The sequence below is a fragment of the Streptomyces sp. 8N706 genome, assembly GCF_052245415.1.
GTDB lineage: Bacteria > Actinomycetota > Actinomycetes > Streptomycetales > Streptomycetaceae > Streptomyces.
Map to the genome: position 1 here is coordinate 22,674 of NZ_JBQQBW010000053.1, position 24,187 is coordinate 46,860.

Annotated in this window: 20 protein-coding genes and 1 pseudogene; 5 read left to right on the plus strand and 16 right to left on the minus strand. The window is 69.5% G+C overall.

What is annotated here, in order from left to right; translation table 11 throughout:
- Nucleotides 1–75 precede the first annotated feature (75 nt).
- Nucleotides 76–951: a LysR family transcriptional regulator gene (locus tag ACTWQE_RS20405; protein WP_443330425.1), complete on the plus strand. Its 876-nt coding sequence runs from the start codon at nucleotides 76–78 to the stop codon at nucleotides 949–951.
- A 299-nt stretch (nucleotides 952–1,250) separates the two neighbouring features.
- Here the strand turns inward: ACTWQE_RS20405 and ACTWQE_RS20410 are convergent.
- The 10 genes and pseudogenes from ACTWQE_RS20410 to ACTWQE_RS20455 all read right to left on the minus strand — a co-directional run.
- Nucleotides 1,251–1,919: pseudogene (locus tag ACTWQE_RS20410) on the minus strand (NADPH-dependent F420 reductase); the annotation flags it as partial.
- A 28-nt stretch (nucleotides 1,920–1,947) separates the two neighbouring features.
- Nucleotides 1,948–2,820 (minus strand): aldo/keto reductase, encoded by an 873-nt coding sequence (locus tag ACTWQE_RS20415; RefSeq protein WP_443330426.1) that lies wholly within the window; start codon nucleotides 2,818–2,820, stop codon nucleotides 1,948–1,950.
- A gap of 188 nt (nucleotides 2,821–3,008) precedes the next feature.
- Entirely contained in the window at nucleotides 3,009–4,331 is a 1,323-nt protein-coding gene (locus ACTWQE_RS20420) for an aldehyde dehydrogenase family protein (RefSeq protein ID WP_443330427.1), read from the minus strand.
- A gap of 9 nt (nucleotides 4,332–4,340) precedes the next feature.
- Nucleotides 4,341–4,643, minus strand: a complete 303-nt coding sequence (locus tag ACTWQE_RS20425; RefSeq protein ID WP_443330428.1) for a putative quinol monooxygenase — start codon at nucleotides 4,641–4,643, stop codon at nucleotides 4,341–4,343.
- Nucleotides 4,644–4,658: 15 nt separating this feature from the next.
- Nucleotides 4,659–5,486: an aldo/keto reductase gene (locus ACTWQE_RS20430; protein WP_443330429.1), complete on the minus strand. Its 828-nt coding sequence runs from the start codon at nucleotides 5,484–5,486 to the stop codon at nucleotides 4,659–4,661.
- Between the two features lie 420 nt (nucleotides 5,487–5,906).
- Nucleotides 5,907–6,470, minus strand: a complete 564-nt coding sequence (locus tag ACTWQE_RS20435; RefSeq protein ID WP_443330430.1) for a TetR/AcrR family transcriptional regulator — start codon at nucleotides 6,468–6,470, stop codon at nucleotides 5,907–5,909.
- A 3-nt stretch (nucleotides 6,471–6,473) separates the two neighbouring features.
- Nucleotides 6,474–7,169: a type 1 glutamine amidotransferase domain-containing protein gene (locus tag ACTWQE_RS20440; RefSeq protein WP_443330431.1), complete on the minus strand. Its 696-nt coding sequence runs from the start codon at nucleotides 7,167–7,169 to the stop codon at nucleotides 6,474–6,476.
- Between the two features lie 809 nt (nucleotides 7,170–7,978).
- Entirely contained in the window at nucleotides 7,979–8,281 is a 303-nt protein-coding gene (locus tag ACTWQE_RS20445; protein WP_443330432.1) for a hypothetical protein, read from the minus strand.
- A 294-nt stretch (nucleotides 8,282–8,575) separates the two neighbouring features.
- Nucleotides 8,576–9,976 (minus strand): protein kinase domain-containing protein, encoded by a 1,401-nt coding sequence (locus ACTWQE_RS20450; protein ID WP_443330433.1) that lies wholly within the window; start codon nucleotides 9,974–9,976, stop codon nucleotides 8,576–8,578.
- 354 nt (nucleotides 9,977–10,330) lie between these two features.
- Entirely contained in the window at nucleotides 10,331–11,257 is a 927-nt protein-coding gene (locus ACTWQE_RS20455; protein WP_443330434.1) for a trimeric intracellular cation channel family protein, read from the minus strand.
- A gap of 978 nt (nucleotides 11,258–12,235) precedes the next feature.
- On the opposite strand from ACTWQE_RS20455, the gene ACTWQE_RS20460 reads away from it, so the two are divergent.
- Complete coding sequence (locus ACTWQE_RS20460; protein ID WP_443330435.1) at nucleotides 12,236–13,954, plus strand: diguanylate cyclase domain-containing protein; 1,719 nt, start codon at nucleotides 12,236–12,238, stop codon at nucleotides 13,952–13,954.
- 373 nt (nucleotides 13,955–14,327) lie between these two features.
- Here the strand turns inward: ACTWQE_RS20460 and ACTWQE_RS20465 are convergent, their stop codons facing one another.
- From ACTWQE_RS20465 to ACTWQE_RS20480, 4 genes are all read right to left on the minus strand, one after another.
- Entirely contained in the window at nucleotides 14,328–15,377 is a 1,050-nt protein-coding gene (locus ACTWQE_RS20465; RefSeq protein WP_443330436.1) for an NADP-dependent oxidoreductase, read from the minus strand.
- 46 nt (nucleotides 15,378–15,423) lie between these two features.
- Nucleotides 15,424–16,743, minus strand: coding sequence for an aldehyde dehydrogenase family protein (locus ACTWQE_RS20470; RefSeq protein WP_443330437.1), 1,320 nt, complete (start codon nucleotides 16,741–16,743; stop codon nucleotides 15,424–15,426).
- A 141-nt stretch (nucleotides 16,744–16,884) separates the two neighbouring features.
- Nucleotides 16,885–17,031, minus strand: a complete 147-nt coding sequence (locus tag ACTWQE_RS20475; protein WP_443330438.1) for a hypothetical protein — start codon at nucleotides 17,029–17,031, stop codon at nucleotides 16,885–16,887.
- 45 nt (nucleotides 17,032–17,076) lie between these two features.
- Nucleotides 17,077–18,567 carry an MFS transporter gene (locus ACTWQE_RS20480; RefSeq protein WP_443330439.1) on the minus strand — a complete coding sequence of 497 codons (1,491 nt, stop codon included), beginning with the start codon at nucleotides 18,565–18,567 and terminating at the stop codon, nucleotides 17,077–17,079.
- A gap of 149 nt (nucleotides 18,568–18,716) precedes the next feature.
- Here ACTWQE_RS20480 and ACTWQE_RS20485 point away from each other — a divergent pair, with 149 nt between their 5' ends.
- A complete protein-coding gene (locus ACTWQE_RS20485; RefSeq protein WP_443330440.1) occupies nucleotides 18,717–19,181 on the plus strand; it encodes a MarR family winged helix-turn-helix transcriptional regulator in 465 nt (154 codons plus the stop codon).
- A gap of 368 nt (nucleotides 19,182–19,549) precedes the next feature.
- Here ACTWQE_RS20485 and ACTWQE_RS20490 read toward each other — a convergent pair whose 3' ends face one another.
- Complete coding sequence (locus ACTWQE_RS20490; RefSeq protein ID WP_443330441.1) at nucleotides 19,550–20,887, minus strand: MFS transporter; 1,338 nt, start codon at nucleotides 20,885–20,887, stop codon at nucleotides 19,550–19,552.
- A complete protein-coding gene (locus ACTWQE_RS20495; protein WP_443330442.1) occupies nucleotides 20,884–22,446 on the minus strand; it encodes a long-chain-fatty-acid--CoA ligase in 1,563 nt (520 codons plus the stop codon). Before ACTWQE_RS20495 ends, ACTWQE_RS20490 begins: the two co-directional genes overlap by 4 nt.
- 605 nt (nucleotides 22,447–23,051) lie before the next feature.
- Between ACTWQE_RS20495 and ACTWQE_RS20500 the strand changes: the two genes are divergently transcribed.
- Both ACTWQE_RS20500 and ACTWQE_RS20505 read left to right on the plus strand, forming a co-directional pair.
- Complete coding sequence (locus ACTWQE_RS20500) at nucleotides 23,052–23,522, plus strand: acyl-CoA dehydrogenase family protein (protein WP_443330443.1); 471 nt, start codon at nucleotides 23,052–23,054, stop codon at nucleotides 23,520–23,522.
- A 40-nt stretch (nucleotides 23,523–23,562) separates the two neighbouring features.
- Nucleotides 23,563–24,187, plus strand: a 625-nt coding sequence (locus ACTWQE_RS20505) for a thiolase family protein (RefSeq protein WP_443330444.1), incomplete at its 3' end; no start/stop codon positions are given.

The following is a 24,187-nucleotide window of genomic DNA, read 5'->3' on the forward strand; positions in this document are numbered from 1 at the left end:
AGTCCCGATCGGGCCAAGACATGGAACTGCTCATCTCGATAGATGCTGCCTATCGTCCTGTCTAGGCTGGCGTACATGCAGTTCCAGCAGCTCCAGTACTTCGTCGCGGTCGCCGAGACGCGGCACTTCACGCGCGCCGCCGAGGAGGTGCACGTCTCCCAGCCCTCCCTCTCCCAGCAGATCCGCGCCCTGGAAAAGGAGCTGGGCGTCGAGCTGTTCAGCCGGGCCCGCGGCAACATCGCCCTCACCGACGCGGGCGAGGCCCTGCTCCCTCTGGCCCGCCGTATCCTCGCCGACGCCGACACCGCTCGCATCGAGGTGCAGGAGCTGGCGCAGCTGCGCCGCGGCCGCATCCGCCTGGGCGCGACCCCGAGCGTGTGCACGGGCCTGCTCCCCGAGGTGCTTCGTGCCTTCCACGACCGCCACCCCGGCATCCAGCTCCTGATCGAGGAGGGCGGCTCGCACGACCTGGTCCGCCAACTGGCCCGCGGCGCCCTGGACCTGGCCCTGGTGGTGCGCCCCCTGCCCACCCCCTCGCCCGCCCTCACCACGGTGGAGCTGCTGCGCGAGGACCTGGTCGTGGTCTCGTCCCGGGACGCTCCGGGCCTGGGCCGCTCGGTGCGCGTGGCCGATCTGAGCGGCGAGCGGCTCGTCATGTTTCGGCACGGCTACGACCTGCGGGAGCTGACGGTGGCGGCGTGCCGCGCCGAGGGCTTCGAGCCGGAGTTCGCGGTGGAGGGCGGCGAGATGGACGCGGTGCTCGGCTTCGTGCGGGCGGGGCTCGGGGTGGCCGTGGTGCCGCGGATGGTGGCGGAGCGGGCCGGGGCCGGCCTGCGGGTCGCTGAGCTCGCCCGGCCAGGGCTGCACCGCACGATTGCGCTGGCGCACCGCAGCGATGTGGCTCCGCCGCGGGCGGCGCGGGAGTTGCAGCGGATGCTGGTGGAGCGGTGAGGGTTGGTTTCCCCAGTCCCGCCCCTTCCCGAAACGGCTTCCGCCGCCCAGGGCCGCCCTCTTGATCGCGGCCTTCGGCCTGGCTCGTCCTCGATCGCCGGACCGGCTATGAACAGTCCGGCCGGCGATCGAGGACGAGCCGCGAAGCGACGATACGGGGGTACCAGGCCGTGTATGAGATGTGTGGACAACGCTTGGCGTACAAGGGTGAGTTGGACGGTCGCTTCGTAGGCCATGGGTCGGCGGGGCCGCCGCCGGACCGTCCGGCCGCGACCCCGCCGACCCTGCCGCGACCGGCCTCAGGCGCGGAAGCCGGCCGGGCGCTCCGGGGAGGCGTCGGCAAGGGCCCTGGTCACGGCTTCGACCCCGGCCCGGAGGCCGTAGACGGGGGTGTCGGGCTGCTGGCGCCAGGACTCGTCGATGCCGCCGGCGTCGACCGTGTCGAAGCCCAGCTCGTCGATCAGTGCCCGTACGGCCTCCTTGGCCGCCTCGTCGTCTCCGGCCACCGGCAGCGCGATCCGCTCGGGGTCGCCGGCGGGGCGGGGCTTGTCGAGGATGTCCTGGGCATAGGTGCCGTTGAACGCCTTCACCACCGGGTGGCCGAGGTGCTGCTCGGTCCAGCGGCTCTCGGTCATGCCGCCGTCCTCGATGGCGTCGATCCGGCCGTCGCGCTCGCGCGGGTAGTAGTTGCCGGTGTCGATGACGGCGAAGCCCGCAGCCGCGTGTCCGAACAGGCCCTCCGGGAGGTCGGGGATGTTCTTGAGCGGGATGGTGACGACGACGATCTCGGCGTCACGGGCCGCCTCGGAGACGGTGACGGGGGTGGCGCCGGTCTCCTCGGCGAGGGCGGTGAGGGTCTCGGGGCCGCGGGAGTTGGCCACGGACACGTCATGGCCGAGAGCCGTGAGGCGCCGGGTGAGGTTGCCGCCGATGTTGCCTGCGCCGATGATGCCGATCTTCATGAGGTGCTCCTTCGTCGAGGGTGGGTCGCGGTGGTCAGACGGCGTTGCTCAGTGCGTCGAACTCGGCGTCCGTGAGCGTGACCCTGGCTGCTTCGAGGTTCTGCTCCAGATGCGCGACGCGGGAGGTGCCGGGGATGGGCAGCATCACAGGTGAGCGGCGCAGGAGCCAGGCGAGGGCGAGCTGTGACGGGCTCGCGCCGTGATCCTTGGCGGCGGCGTCCAGCGGGCCGCCTGTGCGGGCGAGCTCGCCCGTGGCCATGGGGAACCAGGGGATGAAGGCGATGTTCTCGGCCTCGGCGTACTCCAGGACGTCCTCGGCGGACCGGTCGGCGAGGTTGTAGAGGTTCTGCACGGAGACGATCTCCGCGTGGTTGCGGGCCTCCTTCAGCTGCTCGACGGAGACCTCGGAGACGCCGATGTGCCGGATCTTGCCCTCCTCCTGAAGGCTGGCGAGTTCGCCGAGCTGGTCGGCGAGCGGGACCTGGGGGTCGATGCGGTGCAGCTGGTAGAGGTCGATGCGCTCCAGGCCGAGATGGCGCAGGCTCAGCTCCAGCTGCTGGCGCAGGTACTCGGGGCGGCCGACCGGACGCCAGTCGCCGGGGCCCGGACGGGTCAGGCCGCCCTTGGTGGCGATGACGAGGTCGTCGGCATACGGGTGCAGGGCCTCACGGATCAGGCGCTCGCTGACGAAGGGGCCGTAGGAGTCGGCCGTGTCGATGAAGTTGACGCCCAGCTCGATGGCGCTGCGCAGGACGCGGACCGCCTCCTCCGGGTTGCTGGGGTCGCCCCAGACGCCGGGGCCGGTGAGCTGCATGGCTCCGTAGCCGAGGCGGTTGACGGTCAGGTCGCCGCCGAGGTCGAAGGTGCCGGAGGCGTCAGCGGGACGAGCAGTGGTCGGGGTGCTCATGGAGCGGTCCTTTCAGACAGAGACGGCTTGCGGGGGCCGGCTCGGTATCGCTTGTGGCGCGGAGCGCGAGGAGGCCCGGTGCGGAGTCGATCCGCAGCCCCGTGAGGGCGACGAAGGCGACGAGCGATCGCTCCCGGTTCGCGGCCGGAGCCCGGTGGTGAGTGCGGCGGAGCAGGTCGGGGGAGTGATCAGCCCAGCGGTACGTCGAGGCGTGCCTTGCGGTGGCTGAAGGTGGCGATCGAGTGCGGGCCGTGATACGCGCCCATGCCGCTTTCGCCGATGCCGCCGAACGGCAGCTCGGGGATGCGGAGATGGGCGATGGGCAGTCCGAAGCCGATGCCGCCGGAGGAGGTCTCGTCGGCGAGGCGCTGCCGGGTGGTTTCGTTCTCGGTGAAGCCGTAGAGGGCGAGCGGCTTGTCGCGGTCGTTGATGAACGAGATCGCCTCGTCCAGGTCCGCCACGGTCAGGATCGGCAGGACGGGGCCGAAGATCTCCTCGCGCATCACCGGGGCGTCGGGCTTGACGTCTGCCAGGACGGTCGGTGCGATGTAGCGGTCGGCGCGGTCGGTCTCTCCGCCGAAGGCGATCGGTCCGGAGGAGAGCAGCGCGGCGATCCGGTCGAAGTGCCTCTCGTTGACGATGCGGCCGTACGTATCCGAGGTCTGCGGGTCGCGCCCGTAGCGGATCTCGACTGCCTCGGCGAGCGCGGCCACGAGGGCGCGGGCGGTGACCGGGTCGGTCAGGATGTAGTCGGGGGCCACGCAGGTCTGGCCGGCGTTACGGAACTTGGTTTCGGCCAGCCGGTCGGCGACCACGGCCAGGTCCACACCCCGGTCGACGAACACCGGTGACTTGCCTCCGAGTTCGAGGGTGACGGGGGTGAGGTGCTCGGCGGCAGCGCGCATCACGATCCGGCCGACGGTGCCGTTGCCGGTGTAGAAGATGTGATCGAAGCGCTGTGCGAGCAGGGCCGTCGTCTCCGGCACACCGCCCTCGACAACCGCGACGGCGTCCGGGTCGAGGTACTGCGGCACGAGGCGGGCGATCAATGCCGAGCCGGCGGGGGTGAGTTCACTCGGCTTGAGGACGGCCGTGTTGCCGGAAGCCAGCGCTCCGACGACCGGGACGAGCAGGAGCTGGACAGGGTAGTTCCAGGGGGCGATGACGAGCACGGTGCCGAGCGGCTCGTACCGCGTTCCGGCGGATGACCCCACGGGGAGATGGGCCAGCGCGGCCGGGTCGACAGGCTCGGGGCGCAGCCACTCCTCCAGGTGCTCCAGCGTGTGATCGATCTCCCTGACCGGGAAGTCGACCTCGGTGGCGTATGCCTCGGCGCGCGGCTTGTGAAGGTCGACGTGGAGCGCGTCCGCGATGGCCTCGCGGTTCTCGGTGAACAGGGCACGCAGCCGGGTGAGCTGCTCGCGGCGCCAGGCGATCGGCTTCGTACGACCGCTGCGGAATGTGGCCCGCAGCCGGGCGACCAGCACGTCGGCGTCTTCGATGGCGTTCATGGGGGTTCCTCAGTGTGCCGAGTGCACGAGATCGGTGCTGTGGTTGACCTGGGTGCCGGGCGCGACGTACTGGTCGGCGGCGGCCCGCCAGGCGAGGAAGTGCGGGGTGGACCGGTGGGCCTCGGCGGCCTCCGCGCCGGTGTACACCTCGTAGAGGTGGAAGCGCAGCGGGTCCTCGCGGTCGGCGCACACGTCGAAGCGGACACAGCCCGGCTCGTCGCGTACCGACGCGTCGGCGTTGCGGGTGATCGCCGCGAGGAAGTCCTCCCGCACACCAGGCTTGATCTTCACGGTGACGAAGCGGCTGAACATGATCAGGGTCTCCTCTCAGCCGAGCAGGTTGAAGGTGTCGGGGTCGGGCCCGATCCGGCCGCCGTTGTCGAGCGCGGCGATGTCGCCGAGTTCCCCGGCGGTCAGCTCGAAGTCGAAGACGTCGACGTTCTCCCTGATCCGGGACGGCGTCACGGACTTGGGGATGACGACGTTGCCGAGCTGGAGGTGCCAGCGGATGACGACCTGGGCCGGCGTCTTGCCGTACTTCGCCGCGATCCGGGCGAGTGCCGGCTCAGCGAGCAGGGCTCCGCCCTGACCGAGCGGGCTCCACGCCTCGGTGGCGATGCCGTGCTCGGCGCCGAGGGCGCGCATCTCCTCCTGCGAGAAGTACGGATGCAGTTCGATCTGGTTGAGGACGGGCACGATGCCGGTCTCCTCGAGCAGCCGAGTGAGCGTACGGCGGGTGAAGTTGGACACGCCGATGGCCTTGGCGCGCCCGTCGGCGTAAATCTTCTCCAGTGCCTTGTACGTCTCGACGTACAGGTTCTGCTCGGGGGTGGGCCAGTGGATCAGGTACAGGTCGACATAGTCGGTGCCCAGGCGCTCCAGGCTCGCGTCGAAGGCCCTGAGGCCGGCGTCGTGGCCCTGGTCGTCGTTCCACAGCTTGGTGGTGAGGAAGACGTCCTCGCGGGCGAGCCCGGAGTCGCGGACGGCGCGGCCGACGCCGCGCTCGTTGTCGTAGATGCGGGCGGTGTCGATGTGCCGGTAGCCGGCCGCGAGGGCGTGTGTGACGGCGGTGTACGCCTGGTCGTCCGCGACCTGCCAGACACCGAAGCCGAGCTGCGGGATCGTGGTGCCGTTGTTGAGGGTGACGTGCTGCATCGGGTCAGTCCTTTCGGGGGGCGACGGCCGTCCGCCACGGGGGTGTCGCCTTCGGAGAGTCCGAGGGTGGTACGGACCGCGTGGCCGGGGACCAGGAGTTCGGCGATGACGCCGGACGTCGGCGCGCGGTACGAGGCCGGGCGCGGCCGAAGGGGGCCGGGCGGCGGCCGGTGCTTGGGCGCGTCCAGGAGTGCACCGGCCGCTGCCCGGGGTCAGGGGTCCAGCTCAGCGGCGCGTCGAGGACGGCCTTGCGGTGGCTGAACGTCTCGATGGAGTAGCGGCCGTGGTGGTTGCCCTTGCCGCTCTCGCCGACGCAGCCGCCGGGGTCGGCTCACCGGCCGGACGGGCGACGAGGTGCCATTCACGGCTGGAAACGGGCATGGCAACGCTCCAACAGGAGTGAGAAAGGGGCGGAACGGGTCAGCGGACCACTGCGGGCGCGCCCAGGAGCCCGGCTGTGAGCGCGCCGGACGCGGGGCCCAGGAGCCGCCGGGCATCGGGCATGTTCTCCAGTCCGATGACCAGGGCGATGCTGATGTCGGCGGCCTCGGCGGGCTCCACGCCTTCGGCGGTGCCGGTCTCGGTGAACAGGCCGATGAGCAGACGCCGCAGGTCGGCGGTGAAGGCGGTGCAGATCCCGCCGAAGAGCCGGGCTTTGGCGTCGAGGAGTTCGGCGGTGTGCGGGGAATCCCCGGCGAGGTGAAGGACGAGGTCCAGCTTGGCGGCCAGGACGCCCCGGATCCGTTCGGCGTACGGGGTGTCCTGGTCGCAGGCCGCCTCCCGGGCCCGGACGAGCGCCTGGTCGTGCAGGCGCCCGGCGAGCTGCCGGAAGGCGTCGTCCTTGCTGCGGACGTACTGGTAGACCGCTGACCGGGACACGCCCATGGTGGTGGCGATGTCGTCCATCGTGGTGCGCCGTACGCCGTACCGGGTCAGGCAGTCGTAGGTGGCGTCGAGGATCTCGTCGAGCCGGTCGGTACCCATGGGTCAGGCCAGCTTCGAGAGGACCTCGACCGCGAGCGGGGCGGAGGAGGACGGGTTCTGACCGGTGACGAGGTTGCGGTCGACGACCACGTTCGGGGCCCACGGCTCGCCGGCCCGGACCTCGACTCCGGCCTCGACCAGACGGGTCTCCAGCAGCCACTTCGCCTTGTCGGCGAAGCCGGCCTGGGTCTCCTCGGCGTTGGTGAAGGCGGCGACCTTGTAGCCGGCGAACGCGTTGCTGCCGTCCTCGGTGGTGGCGGCGAGGAGCGCGGCCGGGGCGTGGCAGACGACGGCGAGCGGCTTGCCGGAGGCGAGGGTGTCGATCAGGATCTGCCCGGAGGCGGGGTCGACGGCGAGGTCCTCCATGGGGCCGTGGCCACCGGGGTAGAAGACGGCCGCGTAGTCGTCCAGGTTGACGTCCTCCAGCGTGATCGGGTGCTGGAGCTCGGTGATCGAGGCGAGCGTGTTCGCGATCTTGTCGGCGCCTTCCTGGCCTCCGTTGACCTCGGGGGCGAGGCTGCCCTTGTCGACGGTGGGTACGACGCCGCCGGGGGTGGCGACGACGATCTCGTGCCCTGCGGCCTTGAACGTCTCGTACGGGGCGACAGCCTCCTCGGCCCAGAAGCCGGTGGGGTGCTTGGTGCCGTCGGCAAGCGTCCAGTAGTCGACGCCGGTCATCACGAAAAGGATCTTCGACATGGTGAGTCACTCCGGGAAAGAAGGGCCTTCGAGGCCCGGGATGGTGGCTTGCGCACGCCGACGCTCTGTGGTGCCTGACGCTTTGAACCCAGATCGTCAGCGAGGCGATGACTCGAAGGTAGGCCGCTTATTCATTGGTTTCCAATGAGGAAATCAATACCTTGTATTGGACTTCCAATGGCACTCGGGGAATACGCAGATGTTGGCATGCCCGCGTCGCCTCCTGGGCATCATCGACCAGGGTTCGGCAATATCGAACAAGAGAGCCGATACCCCGCTTCATGTCCGCTTCGTCATGTCCGGTTCCAACGGTGGCGGGTGACCGTGCGGCATGGGCATGCCAGAGGCGGGCGAGTGTTCGCGCAGGGCGCTCCGCCTGGCGGGGGAGGGAAGAACCATGCAGCCCCTCACTACGTCGCTGGACGGAAACTGCTCGGTAGCGGTGCTGATCGTCGCTGCCGCAGTGCTCGCAGGGGAAGCGCGCATCCTGTGTGGCCGAACGTACGGGTCCTGGCCGTCGAAGACGCCTCGTCCAGGACGAGGAGCGGGCCGGTGAGCCGACCGAGCAGGACTCTGTGACGGTGATCGACTCTGATGTGGTTCTGCTGGTAAATGGCCGGGTTGGCTGCGGTATGCGTCGGTGAGCCCTGCGACGGCGTGTCGGCGCTTGGCCTGTGCCGGTGGCCCGGGTGGCCCAGGGGTGGCGTCGGGGCACGACGGCTGGGGGCGTGTCCGCCAGGGAAGCAGCGCATCGCCGAGACCGGCGGCCTGCCCGATCCTGCGATGCGGGCAGGCCGCCGACCAGCGGGTCAGCGCCCGTCGCGGATCAGTGAACGCACCAGTCGGCAGGTTGCGTTGGACGGCGGGTGGATGCCGATCCGGGCCGCGGTGGTGCGTATCCTGCGGTTGGGGGCCTGCTCCGTGTGATAGACACCCGCGTTGAGCAGGGCGATGGCCAGGCGCATGGCCTTCAGTTTGCGGTTGTGGGACTCGTACCATTCGCGCGGCTGCCCGGCCGGCAACGGCTTCTTCTTCAAAGGCTGGAGCGGTTCGATCGTCGGCTTCGTCGTGTGCTGCGTGGTCGGCTTCTTCGTGACTGCGGCTACGGCCATTCGGCGACCTCCTGGCGCGGCGGTTGGACCTTCACGAACTACCTTGATTCTACGGCCGGGCACTGACAAAGGACCTGGCCGGAGTGGGTGTGACCGGCCGCGGAGTACGGTGTGCGCAGGAGGTCCGGATCAACCCCGGCCGGTCGATTCATGAGAATGGTGCGCGCGGGGTGAGACATGGCGGGGGCGCACCTGCGCGAGGTCCGCCGGGCCGCTCAAGAGACGGGCTGCGGCGTCGATACCCGAGCTTCTTGCGTTGGCTCGTCACGGAGCCGCCGGGCCGCTGCGGTGGCGTCAGTCGTCCTTTGCTCCCTTGGTGGCCTTTCCCCCTTGTGTCTTCTGCGGCTTGGCCTCCTTCTGCGGGACTGCACCCGGGCGCAGGTTGCCACGGCGATCACCCGCACCGCTGACAGGGGTCCCGGTGTCCGAGCCGCTGCTGGGCCCGCTTGGCACTCCCTGGGAGGCCTTCGCCGTACCGGCTCTGTCGGCGGATGACCGGTCCCGGGAGGCGGGGGCGACGGAGGGGGATGCGGCCGGTCGCCCTGCTGTCTCGCTGCTCTCGGTGGAAGGAGCCCGGGAAGTGGGCCCCGCCGCCGGCGCAGACTCCGAGGACCGGGAGGCGGCTTCGTCTCTGTCAGGACTCCGAGGCCCGTCCGAAGCGGTGAGCGTGCCACCCAGGATGGCGGCGAGCAGGGCGGTGCCGGTGGTCAGGAGCAGGCGACGGCTCCGCCCCGGCGCCGCCTCCGGGAATTGCGGCCTGGCCCTCTTCTTCGTGGTCCTCACCTCGGCGGGGACCGTACCGATTCCTCCCGCATCCGCGTCACCGGGAGAGTTCCTGGCGGTGGCCGGGACCCGGGTGAGTCCACGGGAACCGCACAGGGCAGCCAGGGCCTCGGCGCAGCGGTGGGCGTCCGGGCGGGCGTTCTCGTCCAGGGTGATCATGGCATGCAGGAGACCGGCAAGTTCCTCCGGCAGCGAGTCGGGAACGACCGGCGAGCGGTGAAGTCGGGCTACCGCGGATTCCAGGGGAGCGCCACCATATTCGAGATCGCCTTTGACGCACTCCAGCAGGACAAGGCCAAGGGCATAGATGTCCGAGGCGGGTCCGGCGCCCCGGCCCAGGACTTGTTCGGGTGCCATGTAGGCGGCGGTGCCGATCAGCGCACCGGAGGCGGTGCGCGTTGCGGTGTCGACCAGCCGTGAGATACCGAAATCGGTGAGATACGGGCTGCCTGCCGCGTCCAGCAGAATGTTCGAAGGCTTGACGTCACGGTGTACGACCCCAGCCGCGTGCACATGCGCGAGCGCGTGTGCCAGGACGGTGCCGAGCTCGCAGACCTCCGTGAGGGTCATGGCCGCGGTGGCTATGCGCTGTTGCAAGGTCGGGCCCTCGATGAGCTGCATGACCAGGTAGGCGCAGCCTTCGTGCCGTCCCGCGTCGTAGACGGTGACCAGCCCCGGGTGCTGCAGACGGGCCAGGAGGACGGCTTCCTCCGTGAAGCGTTCCTCCATCTCCACCTCTGTGCCGGGCCGGAAGACCTTCACGGCCACCGACCGCCTGAGGCGCAGATCCACACCCCGGTAAACGTCGGCGACTCCTCCCGACCCGACGGGGCGGTCCAGTCGGTACCGGCCGGCCACGGTCTCGCCGGAAACCCTGATTTCCGGTCGGAACGGTGACTGACGGGCGTTCATCTGGCCTCCCGTTACTGGTTGCGTGGCTGCGGTTCACGAACGCGGGCGTCACGGACGCTCTTTGTCGCGTACCCACGGGGTCGCGAGGCATCCACCACCCATGGCTGCGCACGGAGAGGCCTTCACCGGGCCGCAGTGCCCAAGAGCGTGCCCTCCGCACCACCTACGTTGCGCTGGTATGGCACTTCGGTCCGGCTGCCAAGGCCGACCACGTCGTGAAACTCGGCGCCGACCAGCACCAGAGGGACTGCTTCACCAGAGGGACTGCTTCATCTGGACCGACGTCAGCCTCGCGGCGCTTCCCGACCGCCTCGCCTGACCGCTGTCCGATGCCGCGACGGCACGACGTGGTGCTCAGGATGCGGGGCGAGGGGGAATCCCGTGACCGCTGACATCTGGTGTCTGCGGGGATTCCGAGCCATGGAGTGTCATGCGGAGTCGGGGATCGATGGCTCCCGGGCGCGATGCCCCGGCGGGGCCGGTCTGCACTGCGGGCAGCGTGTCGGGAAGCCGTATCGGTCCGCGCGGCAGCTGGGTGGTCCGGCTGGAGGGGACGCCGACGGCTCTCAGGCGGAGTGTGTCCGCGCAGGCGGTGGCCGAGGACGGTGTGCGGCGGGGGGCGGTGTCGGGGAGGAGAGTCGGCTGAGAGAAGCCTGTCTGCCAGGTGGCCGAACGGATCAGGCGCCAGTGGAAGCGAACCGCCAGCAGGCGGAAGGTGAACGCCGTGAGGGCCGCGCCGGCTGCCGTGGTGACGTTGAGTGCCCCCGCCGCGTGCAGCGCGGACACCCCTCCGGCACCGGTCATGGCAGGGGTGGCGTACAGGTCACTGTCCCAGCGCACCAGGGGAGGTAGCTCCTTCGCCACCACGCTGGCGAGGATGCCTCCTCCCATGGCGGTGGTGACTCCCAGCGCGGCCGACGGGACGGCTTCCATGCCGTGCTGGAGGGCCTTGATCGTGCCGGTGACGCTGAACAGACCAAGACCGACCGCGTCCAGTACGTCCAACAGATAGGGCTGACGTCGAAGGGGCCGACCGAGGTAGGCGATCAAGGCTGCGGCAAGTGCCGCGAGTGGATAGCCGGGATCGGTGAAGGCGATCGCGGGGACGTCGAGGACAAGGTCTCGTACCAGGCCACCGCCCAGTCCGGCGGCCTCGGCGACGACGACCGTCCCGAAGAGGTTGAAGTCCTTGCGCACGCCGAGAAATGCACCCGACAACGCGAAACCGTAAATACCGAGCAGATCGAGGAAGTATTGAGCTGGGGCGGTCAGTTCGTGCATGAAGGTTGGCTCACTTCAGTGGGGGGACGAGCCCTGCCGGGTCGTCGAGAGTGAAGGGGCGATCGCCGACCCCGGCGAGCAGGCCGACCTTGTGCGGCTCTGGTCCGCGTCGTGTCCCTGCAACCTGCTCGCGTGCATGGTGGCTCCCCGGCGTTCCCCGGCGCGTTCGCGTACTGTGCCGCGCCTGCCTGCACGACGATCTCCTGCAGGCAGGTACGGCCGGAAGGTCAAGCAGGGCACACGTGAGGGCAGACCACCGCCGGTCTTCTGAGAGCGCCCTGGTGGGCCCTGAAGCCGTGCGTGCTCCCGGGCCCGGCGGGCGCGCGCCGTCGGCACGCGCCGTGAGAGCGAGCTGTGCGCGCTGCTCGGCCCCGTGTCGAGCCTGCGCAACCGCCGTGGCTGCACGTGTCGGCCTCTGTCACTGAGCGCCCCGCGCGCCTGCGAGCAGCAGCCGTAACGTCCTTCCCTCCCGAGTCCCACCGCACGCCACGGTGGGGCCGGACCGTTCAGCACTCCAGCAAGGACACTGCCTTGAATGCAACAGCCATCTCCGCCCACGGCCGACCGGTCGTCATCGTTACCAGTTCGACCTCGGCGACGTCATCGGTACACAGAGGCTGTCGCCATTTCAGGTGAAACCCCAAGCAGTCATGCGACCCGGGGAATAGATCCTCATACCCTCTCAACCCACCCGAGCAATCCCGGGAGTTTGTGTCAGCCCTTTGAGCTCAATCACCCTCGGGGGTTCGCATGTTGCAGGGATGGGCTGGTCGAGGCGGTTTGCATCATGTTGCCCGTATCGGCTGGCTGCAGGGGGCAGGGGTGGTCAAGGCCATGTGGATGGGCTCTGCGGTTGCTGCTGCCGTGGGAGGGTGTGGGGCGCTGGCAGCGTTGCTGGGAGTCGACACAGGCGTGTCGGCTGCGCACGCGGTAGCTGCCCTTTCCCACCTCGCACGTGCCCGAACGGCCACGGGGAGGGTGCGTCTTCGCCTGCTGCTGCTCGCTGTTTCGGTGGCAGCAGGCGGTCTGCACCACCTGGTGGCAGGTCAGCTTCCTTCGTCTCGGGGATGGTCTGCTGGTGTTCTTCATTCCGGAGTTGAACTGCTGGCGGTCGCCGGGATCGCCGTTTGTCTGGGGCTGGCTGTCGCCGGATTGGTGGTGGCAGCCACGGACAGCGGCACGACCCTGGTCTGGTTACGGCGGCTCCTGGACGGATGGATGATCGCAGGGTCGCTGCTCACGCTGGGCTGGGTGCTGCTCTTGCACCGCGCCGACCCAGGCGCTGATGTGTCGGGCTCGCTGTTGGATCTCGGACGCGTGGTGACAGACATCCTCGTCCTGGGACTACTGGTCGCCTTGCGCTTCTGCCTGAGGCCCAGGGAGCGAACAGCGGTCACTGTGGCGGCCGTGGCCCTCGCCCTCTTGGCCGTGAGCGACATGCTGCGCATCCTCCTGTCCGCACCCGGCACCTGGTGCGGGATTCCTCTCGTGGCGACCTGCTCGATGACCGGCTTGTTCCTCGTTGCCGCCGCGCCGTGGATGCCTGGCGGTGCCAGCGTCGTGGGAGTCGATCAGCGGGAGATGCCTGTCATCGGGGTGGTGGCGGCCTTTGCACCCGTGGTCGTCTGCGCGCTGGCCATGGCGGCGCACACGCTTGCCGGTGGCCACACCGATGTTGTGATGGTCACCTTGGCAGGCTCTGTGCTTCTTGGGCTCGGCGCCCGGCAAGGCGTCACCCACGCCGACCATCTGCGTCTCACGCGAGAGGCTGCTGCCCACGAGGCCCATTACCGCACGCTGGTCGATGGCTCGAGCGATGTGATCACCGTCGTCAGTCTGGATGGCCGCGTGCTCTACGTCAGTCCGGCCGTCCGCGAGATTTTCGGATACCGGCCCGAGGAGCTCGTAGGCGACCGGCTGCCCCTCTACAGCCACCCTGACGACCTGGCGCCGCTGTTGGAAGCCGTCGAGACGCTGCGGCAGGAGGCCGAGTCAGGCACTCGTGGCCCTGGGCGCTGCGTGTCCTGTCGGGTTCGGACCGCTGATGGGCGATGGCGTCACGTCGAGTCGACGATCAGCCACCACTCCGAAGGGCTGATCTTCAACAGTCGCGATGTGACCGAGCGCGTCGTACTGCAGGCACAGCTCGAGCACCTGGCATTCCACGACGCGCTGACCGGCCTGCCCAACCGTGCGTTGTTCGCTGACAGAGTCGAACACGCACTGCTGAAGCGGAGCGCCGACACTACTCCGCCTGCAGTGCTCTTCTTGGACTTGGACGGCTTCAAGGCCGTCAACGACTCGGCCGGACACGCGGCAGGCGATGCCCTGCTTGTCCAGGCTGCCCGTCGGCTCCAGGCAGCTGTACGGGCAGGCGACACGGTCGCTCGCCTGGGCGGCGACGAGTTCGCCGCACTACTGGAGGGAGAGGCGGGGAGATGCCCTTCACGGACCAGGGAAGTAGCTGAGCGAGTCCTGTCGTCCTTGACGACGCCTTACCGCATCGGCAGCACTGAGGCGGTGGTTTCGGCTTCCATCGGAATCGCGGTAGCCACTCCAGGGATCACACCGGAGGAACTCCTGCACAACGCCGACCTGGCCATGTACGAGGCAAAGGCGGCCGGAAAAGGACGCATTCGTATGCACCGCCCACAGCCGCGAAACTCCCCCTGCGACTGCACCGGCAAAAGAAAGTGACTCTTCAAAGACCAAGGACGCGCCAAGCTCAACCGTTGGCCGCGCGATGTCCATGCATACACATTGATCCGCCCGGTCAAAGAGCCCGGGCTGGTCGACTGACGATCACGTCTCTCGGTGTGGATGCCGTCCGGTGGTCCGTGTTCGGCGAGTCCACCCCCACGACGGCCGGGTCACCGTGGAGCGGTTCCTGCCCGTCCAGGAGGCCGCCGACGACAGAGGCCGGCTGTGAGCGGCCAACCTCATGCGGAAGACCAGAGCCGACGTCCGTTTCTTGACACCGTGCGTACCCCGGTGTGGGCCCGGCAGGAGGATGCCGGGCCCACGGGGCTGAGAGGAGTGCGGACTCTGCCGGGCAGCCCGCCCGCGGTCGTCAGTTGTCGACCGCGGCCTGTGCCGGCAAGGTGACAACCATCTTGCCGGTGTTGTCGCCGCGGAGCATGCCGAGGAATGCCTCGACGTTGTTGTCGATGCCCGCGACGACGGTCTCCTCGTAGTGCAGCAACCCGTCGCGGATCCAGCCGCCGACCTCCTGTACGAACTGCTGCTGCAGGTCGTAGTGGTCTCCGACCAGGAGGCCGCGCAGGGTGAGGCGCTTGCCGATGGCGAGGGCGAGATTGCGCGGGCCGGGGGCCGGCGCGGTCGCGTTGTACTGGGCGATGGCCCCGCACAGCGCTGCGCGGCCGTGCACGTTGAGGGCGCTTATCGCGGCCTCGAGGTGGTCGCCGCCGACGTTGTCGAAATAGACGTCGATGCCGTCCGGGGCCGCCGCCTTGAGTTGCTCGGCCACGGGCCCGTTCTTGTAGTTGAAGGCGGCGTCGAAGCCGTACTTCTCGAGGAGGAGTTCGACCTTCTCGTCCGAGCCCGCGCTGCCGATGACCCGCTTGGCGCCCTTGAGCCTGGCGATCTGCCCGACCTGGCTGCCGACCGCACCGGCCGCGCCCGAGACGAAGACGGTGTCGCCCTCGTGGAAGTCCGCAACGCGCAGCAAGCCTGCGTAGGCGGTCAGTCCGGGCATGCCCAGGACACCGAGGTACGTGCTCGGCGGGGCCTTCCGGGGGTCGACCTTCACGACGTCCACCGCGTCGAGGAGAGCGTACTCGCGCCAGCCGAGCCCATGCAGGACGTGATCACCGACTGCGACGGTCCCGGCGGAGGAGTCATCGCCCACGGCGACGACGACGCCGACCGCACCGCCGTCCATCGGCTGGTCCAGCTGGAAAGGAGCGACGTAGGACTTCACGTCGTTCATCCGGCCGCGCATGTACGGGTCGACCGACAGGTGCAGGTTGCGGACGAGGATCTGACCGGAGCCGGGCTCGGTGACGGGAACCTCGCGCAGGGCGAAGTCCTCCGGCCGGGGCACACCGTTCGGGCGGGCGACCAGATGCCATTCACGGCTGGTGGTGGGGAGGGTGTTCATGGTGGGAATGTCGCTTTCCGCCGTCTCGTGCACGGCTGGGGTCGGATCAGCTGAGGGGCTTGGTGAGGACGGCTTTGCGGTGGCTGAAGGTCTCGATGGAGTAGCGGCCGTGGTAGCTGCCCATGCCGCTTTCCCCGACGCCACCGAACGGCAGGTCCGGGATGGTGAGATGGGCCACCGGCAGACCGAATCCGAGGCCGCCCGAGGAGGTTTCGGCCGTCAGCCGTTCCCGGGTGGTGTCCGATTCGGTGAACGCGTACAGGGCCAGTGGCTTGTCGCGGTCGTTGATGAAGGCGATGGCCTCGTCCAGACCGGCCACCTCGACGATCGGCAGGATCGGGCCGAAGATCTCCTCCTGCATGACCGGCGCGTCCGGGGACACCTCGGCCAGGACGGTCGGAGCGATGTACTTGGCCTCCCGCTCGTACCCGCCGCCGATGACCTGCCGTCCCGAGTCGAGGAGGGTGGTCAGCCGGTCGAAGTGGCGGTCGTTGACGATACGGCCGTATTCCGCGGACGCGGCCGGGTCGGGCCCGTACAGCGTGTCGACGGCCTTGGCCAGGGCGGTTTCCAGGGCGCGGGCGGTTCCGGGATCGGTGAGGACGTAGTCGGGGGCGACGCAGGTCTGTCCGGCGTTGAGGAACTTCCCTGCCGCCAGGCGGGCGGCGACCGTGTCCAGGTCGGTGTCGCGGTCCACGAACGCCGGGGACTTTCCGCCCAGTTCGAGGGTGACGGGGGTGAGGTTCCTGGCGGCTGCGGCCATCACGATGCGCCCCACGGTGCCGTTCCCGGTGTAGAGGATGTGGTCGAAGCGCTCTTCGAGGAGAGCGGTGGTCTCCGGGACGCCGCCTTCGACCAGGGCGACCGCGTCGGTGTCGAGGTACTGCGGCAGGAGGCGGGCCAGGACCGCGGAGGTGGCCGGGGCCAGTTCACTGGGCTTGGCCACCACGGCGTTGCCTGCGGCGAGGGCACCGGCCATGGGAGCGAGCAGCAGCTGCGCGGGGTAGTTCCAGGGGGCGATGATCAGGACGACGCCGAGCGGGTCGTACTGGGTCCACGCAGTCGCCTCTCCCAGGTGCGCCGGGACCGGGGCGGGTTCCGGGCGGAGCCAGCCCTCGAGGTGGTCGAGGGTGTGGTCGATCTCGCGGATGACGAAGTCGACCTCGGTGCGGTATGCCTCGGAGGTGCTCTTCCCCAGGTCGGCGCGGAGGGCGGCGGCTATGTCGTCGCGGTGTTCGGTGAGCAGGGTGCGCATCCGGTGCAGTTGGCCGGTGCGCCAGGTCAGAGGCTTGGTGGTGCCGGTGCGGAAGGTGGCGCGCAGCCGCGCGACGAGCTCGGCGGGCTGCTCGGACACAGAGTTGCTCATGGTCCCCTCACTGGGTGGGTGCGATGCGTGGACGGGTGGGCGCTGTTGCCGGCGCACAAGGCAGCGGTACGGGCGGACGCCGGTCGCTTGCCGGCGCGGAAGTCCGCGGGCAGACCCGGTCGCCGGCGGCCGCAAAGGGGGTCAGCGGCGGTTCAGGATGTCGATGAGGTTCCGCGCGAGCTGCGCCGAGGAAGCGGGGTTCTGGCGGGTGTGCAGATTGCGGTCCGCCACGACGTGCTCGTCCAGGAGGTCCGGGCCGCCGTAGGTGCGGTAGGTGATGGCCTTCATGGTGGTGCTCCTTGGTGCGGTGGTGCGGTGGTGCGGTGGGGCTCGTCAGGCAGCGGTCGTGGCAGCGGCCGGCTCGGTGGTGGGCACGTGGTGTTCCTCACGGGGCACCTGCTGGTGCTGCCTGAGGCCGACCAGCGCGACGGCCAGGACGAGCGCGAAGGCGACACCGGCGATGGTGAAGCTCAGGGTGAACTGGCTCTCGGCGGGCAGCGGGGGCACTCCGGCCGGCAGGTGCTCGATGGTCCTGGAGGCGAGCAGTGAGGTGATCAGCGCGCTGCCGATCGAACTGCCGACGGACCGGGAGATGGAATTGATGCCGTTGGCGATGCCGGTCTGGTGGGGTGGCACCCCCGCGACGATCAGGGCGGGCATCGCGGCGTAGCCGAGGCTGATGGCAGTTCCGACGGCCATTCCGGCGCCGATGACCGAGGGGGTCGAGGAGTGTGCGGCGGCCAGCCAGGCGAAGCCCGCGATGCCGATCACTGCGCTGAGGGCGAGGGTGCGGCGTGGGCCGATCCTGCGGATCAGCACGCCACCGAACTGGGCGGCGACGAGGGAGGCGATGGTGCTGGGCAGCAGGTACTCGACGGAGGCGCGGAGCACGGAGGCGCCGAAGCCGTAGCCCGCGACGTTCTCCGGTATCTGCGCCAGGTAGGAGATGCCGAGGAACTGGGTGAACATCCCGAACCCGACAAAGAGGCCCGCGAGGTTACTGAAGAGCACCGGGCGGTGAAGGAACATCCTCATGTCGACCATGGGTTCGCGGACGCGGCTCTCGGTGAGGCTCCAGACGCCGGCCATGATGACCGCTCCTGCGAAGCTGCCCAGCGTACGGGCGGAGGTCCAGCCCCACTCGTGGCCCTGGGAGATCGGCAGCAGCAGCAGAACCAGGAAGAGGCCGAGGGTGAGCGCGCCGAGTATGTCGGTGCGTCCGCCCGTCTTGCTGCGGCTCGCCGGTACGAGGAGGGCGACGGCGAGCAGGGTGACCGCTGCGAGGCCGGCGGCCAGCCAGAAGACGCGGTGATAGTCGGCGTTCTCGCCTCGCGTCAGCAGGCCGGTGGTGACCAGCGCGAAGCCGCTGCCGAATGCCAGGGTGCCGCTGACCAGCGCCATCGCTCCCGGCAGCCGGCGGGCAGGTACCTCCTCGCGGAGCACCGACAGAGCGAGCGGGAAGATCGCGGTGGCGGCACCCTGCAACACGCGGCCGACGATCAGCCAGAGCAGCGAATCGGTCGTGGCGGCCAGGACCGAGCCGACGATCATCACCGCCAGCACGCCGATCAGGGTCGGCTTCTTCCCGCGCTGGTCGCCGAAGCGGCCGAGCAACGGGGTGAAGACCGCAGCGGAGAGCAGGGTAGCGGTGGTGACCCAGCTGACCTCCGCCGAGCTGGCGCCGAGGCTGCTCTGCATCAGGCCGAGGATCGGCACCACCAGCGTCTGCATCATCGACACGATCATCGCGGCGAGGCTCAGGGTGAGGACGACTGCGGTCTCGACTCGGCGTCGGCCAGGCGGCGGAACAAGGGGTTGTGACACGGGCGCTTTCTCCGGTGCGGGCGTCGTGGCGGGAGATCGACGACGAGGATCGGTCAATGATTAGATGCTTGATACAACCAAGCAGTGGCCCGACGTTAAACCTCAATGGTTGAGAAAGTCAAACTTTGAGCTTCGCCTACACTTGCGACATGGCCCGTACCCCTGTCCCGCACGCCGACCGCTCCGCCCCGCTGGGCAACGCCCTTGCCCCCGACGAACTCATGGAGCGCTTGGCGCGCGCCGCTGCCGGTTACTACCGGGATCTGGCAGCGGCGGCCGCAGAACACGGGCTCACCCTGAGCCAGGCCAAGATGCTCATCCTGCTACGGCAACCGCTGCCCATGCGCGCCCTCGCAGGACTGCTCGCCTGCGACGCCTCCAACATCACCGGGCTCGTCGACCGGCTGGAGGCACGTGGACTGGTCTCCAGGCACCTCAATGCGACCGACCGGCGGATCAAGAACGTGGTCGCCACCGAAGAGGGAAGGGAGGCCGTCCGCCGCATCCGCGCCGACATGCGTGCCACCTCGGCAGCCTTCGCGCGTCTCGACGAGGAGGGCCGCCGCAGTCTCCATGAGCTGCTGGGACGCCTGCACCCCGAGGAAACCGCCTGACCGCTGCCGGGCCGCCGACCGCTGCCGGGCAATCGCCGATCCTTGCCGCGGCTGCTCCTCCCGCCACTCGCACATCGAGCGGCCTTGCGGCCGGACCGTCAGGACTCCCCGTGATCCTCCGCAGATGCGGCAACCCGGGCGTGCAGTGCCGTGCGACCGTCGAGGAACAACTCGAGGGCAGGGCGCCGGTCCGACCGGCGGACCGGAGCGGCTGGGCGGGCCGGGGCGGCTGGGCGGACCGGGCCCTGGCGAGCGTGTACGGCATGACGGCCACCGCACACCCGAGTACGTGGTCGTACTCGAAGCATCGCGCGGTGGCCGCCACGTCCATAACCCACCCGTCACCGGGTTGCAGGGGAAAGCGACGGCTATTCCGCCGGATCGCGGACTGGCTTGATCCGCCACAGCGACAGCAGAGCGACGACCGCCATCACGGCCACGTAGAGGGAGATCGACATCGAAGTGTGCGTGGCCTCCAGCAGCAGAACCATCACGAACGGTGCCAGACCGCCGCCGAGCACCGAGGCGATCTGGTAGCCGAGGGAGGCGCCGGAGTAGCGAACCTCGGCGCTGAACATCTCGGCGAACAGCGCGGCCTGCGGACCGTACGCCACCGACAGGCACGTGACGCCCCCGACCAGGGCCAGGACGACGAGCGGGAACTGCTTGGTGTCGATGAGCTGGAACATCGGGAATGCCCAGACGCCCAGGGCCAGGACCCCGGCCGCGTAGACGCGGCGGCGGCCTATGCGGTCCGAGAGCGCCGCGAAGGCCGGGAGCGCGACGAGCTGGGCAGCATTGCCCAGCAGCACGGCAGCCAGCACGGTGCTCTGGCTCATTCCCAGGTGCCTGCTGCCGTAGTCGAGCATCCCGGTGACCAGCAGGTAGAAAGCGGCGTTGACGACGAGGAACGAGCCGGCGGCGAGAAGGATCTGCTTGGGCTGGGTGCGCAGCACTTCCAGCACCGGCGAGCGCCGCCGGGCTTCCTTGCCCTCGGCCAGCCGCTGCTCCGCGCGCTGGAAGGCCGGGGTCTCCTCCAGCCGCTTGTGGACGAAGATGGCCAGCGCGATCATCACCACGCTGAAGATGAACGGCACCCGCCATCCCCACGCCTCGAAGTCGTCCTTGGCGACCACGCTGGTCATGAAGAGGAAGGTCAGATTGCCGAGGATCAGGCCGATCGGCACGCCGAGTTGCACAAAGCTGCCGTACAGTCCTCTCCGCCCGGGCGGTGCGTACTCCGTCGCGACGAGCATCGCACCGCCCCACTGCCCCCCGACCGCCAGGCCCTGGGCGAAGCGGAGCAGCGCCAAGATGATGGGTGCCCCGATCCCGATCACGGAGAAGGTGGGTAGCAGACCGATCAGCGTGGTCGCCCCGCCCATGACGATCAGTGTCGCCACAAGAACGGGTTTGCGGCCGAACTTGTCGCCGAAGTGGCCGCAGACGATGCCCCCGAGCGGGCGGGCGGCGAAGCCGATGGCGAAGGTCGCGAAAGCCGCGAGCACTCCGGCCACGGGGCTGAACGACGGGAAGAACTTTGTGCTGAACACGAGCGCGGCTGCCGTGCCGTAGATGAAGAAGTCGTACCACTCGATGGCGGAGGTGGCCATGGCGGTGAGGGCCGCACGGCGCACCTCGGAGCGCGGAACCGCCCCCGTATCGACAGGTTTTTGAGGGTCTGTCGTGGTGTTCTGAGCAGTCATGAAGTGACGGTCCTTTCGGTAGCACGGGGGGTGGCCTGCTGGGTGAACTGCCGACGCAGTTCCCGCTTGAGCACCTTGTGGCTGGGCCCGAGCGGCAGTTGGTCGACGACCTCGATGCGACGGGGGTACTTGTGACGGCCCACCCGGTCGCGGGTCCACGCGATGAGGGCGTCGGGATCGATGGAACGGCCGGTGCGCGGCACGACAACGGCGCAGATCTCCTCGCCGCGTTCGTCGTCGGGGATGCCGATGACGGCTGCCTGGGCGATGTCGGGGTGGCGCATCAGGGCTTCTTCGACCTCGCGGGGGTAGACGTTGAAGCCGCCGCGGATGATGAGGTCCTTCTTGCGGTCGACGATCGAGAGAAACCCGTCGGCGTCCTTGCGCCCGATGTCGCCGGTACGGAACCAGCCGTCGACGATGGCCGCGGCGGTGGCCTCCGGGTCGCCGAGATAACCGGCCATGACGTTGTGACCGCGGATGACGACCTCACCGGTCGCGCCGGGCGGCAGCAACTCGATGCAGTCCTCGATGTCGGCGTCGGCGATTTCCACCTCCACGCCCCACAGGGGGTGGCCGACGGTTCCCGGCCGCCTCCCGTACCCGGGCTGGTTGACACTCGCGGTCGGAGAGGTCTCCGAGAGGCCGTAGCCCTCGTACACGGTGGTGGTGAAGGTCTCCTCGAAGCGCTCAAGCACCGCGACCGGCAGTGACGCACCACCGGAGATGCACATGCCAAGCTGGGGGAGATCCTGGCGACCCGCCGCGCTGTCCAGGAGCCTGACGAACATCGTCGGTACGCCGTAGAACGCGGTAACCCCGTGGTCCCGCATGAGGGCGATGGCGCCGTCCGGGTCGAACCGCGGCTGCAGCACGAGCGCGGCGCCCGCGCGGAAGGTGGCGTTCATGGCCACGGTCTGGCCGAAGGTGTGGAACAGCGGCAGGCAGCCGAGCACCACGTCGTCGGAGCGCAGACCATTGGCATCGAACGCATTCACCGTCGCGTTCATGACCAGATTGAAGTGGGTGAGTACAGCACCTTTGGGACGTCCTGTGGTGCCGGAGGTGTAGAAGATGACGGCTGGGTCCTCGGTGTCCCGGGGGATGTACGTACGCAGAGGGTCGGCCGAGCGTGCGAGCGCGTCCAACGACCCGCTGTTGTGACGGTCCCCGAGGGGGAGGAAGGAGACCCCCGCCTTGTGCGCCGCCTCCCGGCCGAGATCGAGATAGCTCACCTCGGCGACGAGCGTTCGGGCGCCGGAGTGCTCGAGGACATACGCGGCTTCGTCCGCGTTGAGCAGCGTCGGCACCGGCACGACGACACCGCCGAGGGCCAGGATGGCGTAGTAGGCGCGAACGAAGTCCGCAGTGTTGGGGCACAGCAAGGCCACACGGTCATCGGGGCGCACGCCTTGCTTCCGCAGCGCGGCGGCGTAGCGCAGGGCATCGGCCCACAACTCGCCATAGGCCAGGCGGACGCCGCCTTCGACCAGCGCGGGACTGCCGGGGGAGCGGCGGGCGGGCTCGGCGAGCGTAGCCGCAAGTGACAAGGCTGCCATACGGTCTCCTGCAATCACACGAAAAGCGCTGACATGGGTCAGCTGAGGACTGGCGGACATGGGGTCCGGGACCGACGGCCTGACGAGACTCGGAGCGAGCCCGCAGGCGGCTCAGTGAGTCGGAGAGTCGGCTGCGCCGGACGGATGCAACGGATGAACACGAGGGGGATGGCCCGGTGGCGGCGCGGTAACGGTCGTGAACCGCGCTCTGTGCGTCGGGCAGCTTTCGGGGGTGACCGATCAGTGTTCGGTTATTTCTGGGGAGAGTAAACCGAACGTCGATCGGTTACAAGGGTCGACGGCTGCTCGCGCTCACCGGCGGACCGCCGGGGTCGCGCTCGCGATGCCCACACGACCGGCCGCGACCGGCCTCCGGCCCTTGTCCAGCGCCGACGCGGCGACCGGTTCCCTCGCGTCGCGCGGCGACGGTTCGGCGCCATGGGCCCCGCCGCGGGCGCGGTGCGGCGTGCCCGGGGCGGGTCCCCCTTCACAACCAGTGGCGCTACGGGTTACAGTCCAAAAAAACTTGCAGCGCTAGTTTAATTCGTCGGCGCCCGTCGCCCTCACAGCGCGTTCCCTTGCACCCGACGGCGAGGTGTACCTCCATGGATCATGTACTCACAGCGGAGCAGGCCGCAGGCGCGACCTGGTCGAGGTCCGTACGTCCCTGCCGGCCCGCTGTGCCGGCGCGCTGGGACCAGCCTGGAGGCAGCCGTGCGCTACGCGGGGAGCGGAAGAAGGCCGGCACGCCGGCCGCCGGGCACCAGGTGTTCCGGAAGATGATCGAAAACATCGGCGCCGCCCGGCCGCCGACCTGGCGGGTCGCCGCTCACATCGGCTGCGGGCCCCCGGTTCGTCACCGAGCCACGGTGGCGAAGCCGTACACGAGCGAGGCCGCGGTGCGGTGCGGGAACAACGCCCTCCACATCTCCGGCGGCTGGGGACGCACCGACGAGTACCCGGTGGGCGAGCTGCCCCCGACGCCGGCGAGATGCCCCTCTACGAGGTACCAGTCAGGTCCGGAAGTCGCTCATCGCAGCCGCCTCCACCGGTGTCGACGGCATCGGTCGAGCTGACCGTTCCCCACCACCACCGCCCACCCAACCAGGAGTCCCCGTGCGCCCCGTGTACTTCGCCGCCGCCCGCCGCACCCCCATCGGCCGGCTGCGTGGCGCCCTGTCCACCGTCCGCCCTGACGACCTCGCCGCAACCGTCCTCAAGGGCCTGCTCGCCGATGTGCCCGCCCTGGACCCGGTCCGCATCGACGACGTCTATTGGGGCGCCGCCAACCAGTCGGGCGAGGACAACCGCAACGTCGCCCGGATGGCGGTGCTGCTGGCCGGCCTGCCGGAGTCCGTGCCCGGAGCCACGGTCAACCGGCTGTGCGCCTCGGGCATGGAGGCGGTCACCGCCGCTGCTCGGACCATCGCCGCCGGCGAGGCCGAGGTGGTGGTGGCCGGCGGCTCGGAGTCGATGAGCCGCGCCCCCTTCGTACTGCCGCGCCCTGACGAGGCACTGCCGCACAAGGTCGAGACCTACGACACCCGGCTCGGCTGGCGGTTGACCAACCCGCGCATGCACCAGCTGCACGGCGTGCTCTCCATGGGCGAGACCGCCGAGGAGGTCGCCGAGCGCTATGGTGTCGGCCGCGAACGGCAGGACAGCTTCGCGCTGCGCAGCCACCAGCGCGCCGCCGCCGCCCGCAAGGACGGCCTCTTCGACGCCGAGATCCTGCCCGTCA

Coding starts and splice junctions, on each gene's coding strand:
- ACTWQE_RS20405 (WP_443330425.1), top strand. CDS start 76: ATGCAGTTCCAGCAGCTCCAGTACTTCGTCGCGGTCGCCGAGACGCGG.
- ACTWQE_RS20415 (WP_443330426.1), bottom strand. CDS start 2,820: ATGAGCACCCCGACCACTGCTCGTCCCGCTGACGCCTCCGGCACCTTC.
- ACTWQE_RS20420 (WP_443330427.1), bottom strand. CDS start 4,331: ATGAACGCCATCGAAGACGCCGACGTGCTGGTCGCCCGGCTGCGGGCC.
- ACTWQE_RS20425 (WP_443330428.1), bottom strand. CDS start 4,643: ATGTTCAGCCGCTTCGTCACCGTGAAGATCAAGCCTGGTGTGCGGGAG.
- ACTWQE_RS20430 (WP_443330429.1), bottom strand. CDS start 5,486: ATGCAGCACGTCACCCTCAACAACGGCACCACGATCCCGCAGCTCGGC.
- ACTWQE_RS20435 (WP_443330430.1), bottom strand. CDS start 6,470: ATGGGTACCGACCGGCTCGACGAGATCCTCGACGCCACCTACGACTGC.
- ACTWQE_RS20440 (WP_443330431.1), bottom strand. CDS start 7,169: ATGTCGAAGATCCTTTTCGTGATGACCGGCGTCGACTACTGGACGCTT.
- ACTWQE_RS20445 (WP_443330432.1), bottom strand. CDS start 8,281: ATGGCCGTAGCCGCAGTCACGAAGAAGCCGACCACGCAGCACACGACG.
- ACTWQE_RS20450 (WP_443330433.1), bottom strand. CDS start 9,976: ATGAACGCCCGTCAGTCACCGTTCCGACCGGAAATCAGGGTTTCCGGC.
- ACTWQE_RS20455 (WP_443330434.1), bottom strand. CDS start 11,257: ATGCACGAACTGACCGCCCCAGCTCAATACTTCCTCGATCTGCTCGGT.
- ACTWQE_RS20465 (WP_443330436.1), bottom strand. CDS start 15,377: ATGAACACCCTCCCCACCACCAGCCGTGAATGGCATCTGGTCGCCCGC.
- ACTWQE_RS20470 (WP_443330437.1), bottom strand. CDS start 16,743: ATGAGCAACTCTGTGTCCGAGCAGCCCGCCGAGCTCGTCGCGCGGCTG.
- ACTWQE_RS20475 (WP_443330438.1), bottom strand. CDS start 17,031: ATGAAGGCCATCACCTACCGCACCTACGGCGGCCCGGACCTCCTGGAC.
- ACTWQE_RS20485 (WP_443330440.1), top strand. CDS start 18,717: ATGGCCCGTACCCCTGTCCCGCACGCCGACCGCTCCGCCCCGCTGGGC.
- ACTWQE_RS20490 (WP_443330441.1), bottom strand. CDS start 20,887: ATGACTGCTCAGAACACCACGACAGACCCTCAAAAACCTGTCGATACG.
- ACTWQE_RS20495 (WP_443330442.1), bottom strand. CDS start 22,446: ATGGCAGCCTTGTCACTTGCGGCTACGCTCGCCGAGCCCGCCCGCCGC.
- ACTWQE_RS20500 (WP_443330443.1), top strand. CDS start 23,052: ATGGATCATGTACTCACAGCGGAGCAGGCCGCAGGCGCGACCTGGTCG.